Source organism: Cellulomonas pasadenensis, assembly GCF_047229365.1.
Classification (GTDB): Bacteria; Actinomycetota; Actinomycetes; order Actinomycetales; family Cellulomonadaceae; genus Cellulomonas.
In genome coordinates this window covers 1-5,682 of sequence record NZ_JBFTEP010000182.1, presented here as the reverse complement: position 1 = coordinate 5,682, position 5,682 = coordinate 1, and the positions used below count along the sequence as shown (strand labels likewise).

General features: G+C 78.0%; 4 protein-coding genes and 1 pseudogene. 2 read left to right on the top strand and 3 right to left on the bottom strand.

The window, feature by feature from the left end; translation table 11 throughout:
* The 3 genes and pseudogenes from AB6N23_RS16975 to AB6N23_RS16965 all read right to left on the bottom strand — a co-directional run.
* Positions 1-918 (bottom strand): annotated as a pseudogene (locus AB6N23_RS16975) (hypothetical protein); the annotation flags it as partial.
* Positions 919-973: 55 nt separating this feature from the next.
* Positions 974-2,026, bottom strand: a complete 1,053-nt coding sequence (locus tag AB6N23_RS16970; protein WP_412867162.1) for a Gfo/Idh/MocA family oxidoreductase — start codon at positions 2,024-2,026, stop codon at positions 974-976.
* 24 nt (positions 2,027-2,050) lie between these two features.
* Positions 2,051-4,339, bottom strand: a complete 2,289-nt coding sequence (locus tag AB6N23_RS16965; RefSeq protein ID WP_412867161.1) for an MMPL family transporter — start codon at positions 4,337-4,339, stop codon at positions 2,051-2,053.
* Positions 4,340-4,381: 42 nt separating this feature from the next.
* Between AB6N23_RS16965 and AB6N23_RS16960 the strand changes: the two genes are divergently transcribed.
* Entirely contained in the window at positions 4,382-4,909 is a 528-nt protein-coding gene (locus AB6N23_RS16960; protein ID WP_412867160.1) for a MarR family winged helix-turn-helix transcriptional regulator, read from the top strand.
* Between the two features lie 5 nt (positions 4,910-4,914).
* A partial coding sequence (gene lipB / locus AB6N23_RS16955; protein WP_412867159.1) for a lipoyl(octanoyl) transferase LipB occupies positions 4,915-5,682 on the top strand: 768 nt, incomplete at its 3' end.

Here is a 5,682-nt window from a genome sequence, read left to right as displayed (position 1 = left end):
CGCGGCGCCCTCGCGGCCCGCGACCAGGGCGGTGCCGGCCACCGCGACCACGGCCACCACGCACGCCGCCGCCGCGATGACGAGCGCGTGCCGCGCCACGCGGCCGTGCCGCCCACGGGCTCGCCGCCGCTCCGCCACCGGCCGGGCGTCAGGGCGCGGCAGGGCACGACCGGCGTCCATGGCCACCTGCGCACCGGCGAGCGCGTCCGCGTCGGGCATCTGCACGGGCACCGGCTCGGCAGCCGCGAACGCCGCCTCGACGACGTCCTCCGCCGTGGGGGCGCCGCGCCGCGCCACGGCCTCGAGCGCGTCGCGCAGACGCGTGAGCTCGGGCAGCCCGGCGGCGAGCTCCGCCTCGAGCGGCGGGAGGACGCCGAGCACGGTGGCGATCAGCCGGCGCACGTCGCCGTCGGCGGTGCCGGTGCCCGCGAGCACGCCGCGGACGTCGACGACCACGGGGAACCCGTCGGGCCGCAGCACCACGCGGTCGGCGGCGACCGCGGCGTGCGCGAGCCCGGCGGCGTGCAGCGCGGCGAGGGCCTGCGCGACCGGCACGGCCACCGTGACGGCCTCGGCGTCGCTCAGCGGCGGGCGCGTGGCGCGCACGGCGGCGAGGGTCGGGCCGGGCACGTGGGCGGCCAGCACGGCGACGCGTCCGGCGTCCAGCGGGACGACCTCCCGCACGGCCGCGAGGTGGGGGTGCTCCACGCTCGCCAGGGCGTCCGCGAGCGCGCGCAGCCGGTCGTCGGTGGGCACGCGCACGACCTGCACCTCGAGCCACGGGGCGTCGGGGTCGTCGACCGGCCGCGAGACCCACCACGCGCCGTCGGTGCCGACGGCCGCGGCGACCCGGTGGCCGCGCTCGGCGAGCAGTCGGGTGACGTCGTCGGGGACGAGGGCCGGGTGCACGGGCGCCATCCAAGCGGCACCGGCGCGGGCGCGTCGGCGCCCGTCCACAGCCGGGCGCCGGCGGTCAGGCGTGGTCGAGCACGACCGGCACGCCGTCCGCCGCGGAGCGCACGGCCGCGTCGAGGACGCGGGCCGTGCGGACGGCGTCCCACGGGTCGACCGGCACGGGCCCCTCCCCGCGCAGCCAGCGCGCGACGGCGCGGTAGACGTCGGCGTGCCCACCCGGTGCGCGCGGCACCGGCGTGCGCTCGGCGCCGCGCACGAGCCAGCCCTCGTGCGGCGGGTCGCCCGCCGCACGACCGGCGTCCTCGGCGTCGTCGAGCACCGCGAAGGGGGTGGGCTCGCCCTCGAAGCTCGTCACCAGGTACGCGCCGCGCTCGCCGAGGACGCGCGTGCGCGGGCCGGGCGCGCCGACGAGGCCGCCGGCCTGCAGGTGCGACACGACGGCGAGCCCGTCCGCGCCGGGGGCGTGCTCGACGGCCAGGAAGACGTCGTCGACGGCCGGCGTGGTGAGCGCGCGCAGCTCCGCGTGGACCCGGCGCACGGGGCCGAAGAGCTGGACCGCGGAGTCGACGAGGTGCGCACCGAGGTCGAGCAGCAGCCCGCCCGCCGCGGTGTCCTGCTCCTTCCACCGGTGCGCGGGCTCGGGCCGGTACCGCTCCCAGCGCCGCTCGAACCGGTGCACGCGCCCGAGCGCGCCGGCGTCGAGCAGCGCGCGCAGGGTGAGCTGCTCGGGGTCCCACCGTCGGTTCTGGAAGACGGTGAGGCGGCCCCCGCGCCGCTCCGCGAGCTCGACGAGCGCCGTCGCGTCCGCCGTGGTCGTGGCGAGCGGCTTGTCCACCAGCACGGGCACGTCCGCCTCGAGCACGGCGCGCGTGTGCGCGACGTGGTCGCCCGTCGGGCTCGCGACGACGACGAGGTCGAGCGCGTCCACGTCGTCGAGCAGCGCCGCGACGTCCGGCACGACGCGCGCGCCCGGCCAGTCGGCGCGCACGTCGTCCCCGCGGGCCCGGGTGACCGCCGCGACGACGCGGTGACCCGTCTCGCGCAGGAGCCGGGCATGGATGCCACGCCCGGCTCCGCCGTAGCCGACCAGTCCGACGCGCAACGGCTCCATGCGCGTCACTCTAGGCGGCGCTCCTCAGCGCGTGCCGCCCGCCGCGACCTTCCCGGCGTCGTCCACCGCGGCGTGCGCGCCGTGCTCCGGGCGGCGCGAGAGGGCGCTCGGCCACCACGTGCGCGGGCCGATGTCGTGCACGAGACCCGGCACGAGCAGGCTCCGGACGACGAAGGTGTCGATGAGGACGCCGAGCGCCACGATGAACGCGATCTGCGCGAGGAACAGCAGCGGGATGACCGCGAGCGCGGCGAACGTCGTCGCGAGCACGAGGCCCGCCGACGTGATGACGCCGCCCGTCACCGCGAGGCCGCGCACGATGCCCGCACGCGTGCCGTGCGCCAGGGACTCCTCGCGCACGCGGGTCATGAGGAAGATCGTGTAGTCCACGCCGAGGGCGACGAGGAACACGAACCCGTAGAGCGGCACCGTGGGGTCGGCGTCGGGCAGGTCGAGCACGTCGAACACGATGGCGGCGACGCCGAGGGCGGCCGCGAACGACAGCACGTTGGCCGCCATGAGCAGCAGCCCGGCCGCGACCGAGCGCAGCAGCACGACGAGGATGAGCAGGATGACGGCCAGCACGACGGGGACGATGACGCGCAGGTCCCGCTCGCCGGCGAGCTGCGTGTCGAGGGTCTCGGCCGCGGCACCCCCGACGAGCGCCTGCGGGGCGACGTCGTGCACGGCGGTGCGCAGGTCGGCGACCACGTCGACGGCCTCCTGGCTGTCGGACGGCGCCTCGGTGACGACGTCCACGCGGGCGCGTCCGTCGACGACCACGGGGGGCGCGTCGCCGCCGGGGGCGCCGGCCGGGGCGCCGGTGTACGGCGCGGCGGACGCGACCCCGGGCACGTCCTGAGCCGCCGCGACGACGGCGTCCACGTCGGCCTCGTCGACGACGACCGTCGCGGGCTGCACGGCGCCGGCCGGGAAGTGGTCCGCCAGCACCTCCTCGCCGGCGACGGAGTCGACGGGCGTGAGGAACACGTCGGTCTGGCTGGTGCCGCCGGCGCGCAGGGTGGGCAGGAACGCGGCGAGCACGAGCAGGCCGACGCCCGTGGCGACCCAGACGGGGCGGGCGTGCCGCCCGACCCAGCGCGCCCAGCGGCTCCACAGGCCGGCGGCGTCGAGCGCGTCGTCGGCGGGGGCCGCGTGGGCGCCGTGCGTCGCGGGTGCCGGGGTCGCGGTCGCGTGCTGCGGCACGCGCGGCCAGAACAGCACGCGGGAGCGGCGCCCGGCGACGAGGAGCAGCGCGGGCAGGAGCGTCAGCGCGGACAGGACGGCGGCGCCGATGCCGATCGCCGCGACCGGGCCGAGGCTCCGGTTGGAGCCGAGCTGCGAGAGCAGCAGGCAGAGCACACCGGCGACGACGGTGCCGGCGCTGGCGAGGATCGGCTCGAGCGAGCGCCGCCAGGCGCGGCGGAGCGCGTCGGCCGGGTGCGCGTGGCGGCCCAGCTCCTCGCGGTGGCGCGCGACGAGCAGGAGCGCGTAGTCGACGCTCGCGCCGACGACGAGGATCGACAGGATCCCCTGCGACTGCCCGTTGAGGACGAGGACGTCGTTCGCGGCGAGCTCGTAGACCACCAGCCCCGCGAGGGCGAGCGCGAACACGGCGGTGACGATGACGACGAGGGGCAGGAACGGCGAGCGGTAGACGACGACGAGGATGAGCAGGACGGCGCCGAGGGCGACGAGCAGCAGCAGCCCGTCGATGCCGGCGAACGCCGCGCCGAGGTCGGTGACGAAGCCGGCGGGCCCCGTGACCCAGGCGTTGAGGCCGAGGTCCCCGGCCGTGCCGGCGGTGGCGCCGAGGTCCTCGGCGAGGAGGTCGCGCAGGTCCTCGACGAGCAGGGTGCTGAGGCGCTCCTCGCCGACGCGCTCCTCCGCGGCGTCCGCGTCGAGGGGCACGGCGACCAGGACGGCCTCGCCGTCCTCGGCCGGGACGGGCACGACGTCGCCGGTCAGCCGGTCGCCCCACGTGCCGTCACCGTCCGGGACGGGACGGTCGGGGACGGCGGCGGCCACCTCCCGGACGGCGTCCAGCTGATCGGGTGTCACCTGCCCGCCGTCGGCGGGGGCGAGCACGACGAGCGCGGGTAGGGTCTGCGTGTCGACCAGGTCCCGGGAGGCCTCCGCGGCTCGCGTGGACTCGGCCGACGACGGCAGGAACGCCGCCGCGTCGTTCGTCTGCACCTGTGCCAGCCTGCCCTGGGCCATCCCGCCCACGCCGCCGACGGCCAGCCAGACGAGCAGCGCGACGGCCACCGCCAGGGTGCGCACCCATGATTTCCTCAGCATGCTGAGCATCATGGGTCCCGGAGCGTGCCCGGGCAAGCGGAGAGGCGGGGCACGGTGACGGACGTCACGCAGCAGGACCTGGTGGAGGACCACTGGCCGGTCGGCCGGCTGCTCTCCGCCGCCGCTCGCCGCATCGAGCGCGAGTGGAACGCGCACCTCGCCGCCTGGGACCTGAACCACGCCAGCCACCCCGTGCTCGTGCACCTCGCCGCCGGCCCCATGTCGCAGCGCGGTCTCGCCGAGGCGTGCGGCGTCACCGAGCAGACGATGAGCCGTGTGCTCGCCCGCCTGGAGCGCACCGGCTACGTGAGCCGCCGCCCCGACCCGGCCGACCGGCGCCGCCACGTCATCGCGATCACCGACGCCGGCACCCGGGCCTTCGTCGCGTCGGCCGACCCCCGCCCCGCGCAGGACCGCGTCCTCGCCGCGCTCGACGCGCGGCAGCGCGAGGAGCTGCGCACGCTGCTCCTGCTGGTCGTGCAGCCCGACGACGCCGGGGCGCCCTCCCGTCCCGGCGGGCGACCGGACGCCGCGGCGTCCGACCCGCCCGCCGAGGAGCCGCCGCGCGCGGGCGTAGCCTGACGGGCATGCGCGTCGACCTGCTCGAGCTCGGCACCCGCCTCCAGCCGTACGAGCCGACGTGGGCCCTGCAGCGCGAGGTCCACGCGGCCGTCGAGGCCGGCAGCCGCGAGGACACCGTCCTGCTGCTCGAGCACGAGCCCGTCTACACGGCCGGCAGGCGCACGGCCCGCAGCGACCGCCCCACCGACGGCACGCCCGTGGTGGACGTCGACCGCGGCGGGCGGATCACGTGGCACGGCCCCGGCCAGCTCGTCGGCTACCCGATCGTCCGGCTCGCGGAGCCGGTCGACGTCGTGCGCTACGTGCGGGCGCTCGAGGAGGCGCTCATCCGCACGTGCGCCGACGTCGGCGTCGCGACCGAGCGGGTCGAGGGACGCAGCGGCGTGTGGCTGCCGGCCGACGACCCGGCCACCACCCCCGTGCCCCGGCGGGCCCGCAAGGTCGCCGCGATCGGCGCGCGCGTGGCCCGCGGCGTGACGATGCACGGGTTCGCGCTGAACTGCTGCCCCGACCTCGGCTGGTACGGGCGCATCGTGCCGTGCGGCATCGACGACGCCGACGTGACGTCGCTGTCCGCCGAGGCGGGCCGGACCGTGACGGTCGCCGAGGTGGTCCCGCTCGTCGAGCGCCACCTCGCCGACGCGCTCGGCGGGCTCCTCGCCGCCGGCCGACCGGCGGCTCGCGACGCGGCGCCGACGGCCACACCGCGGCCAGCACGCCGACGACCGCCGCGAGGCCGACCATCGCGAGCAGCTGCCCCCACGGCAGGACGA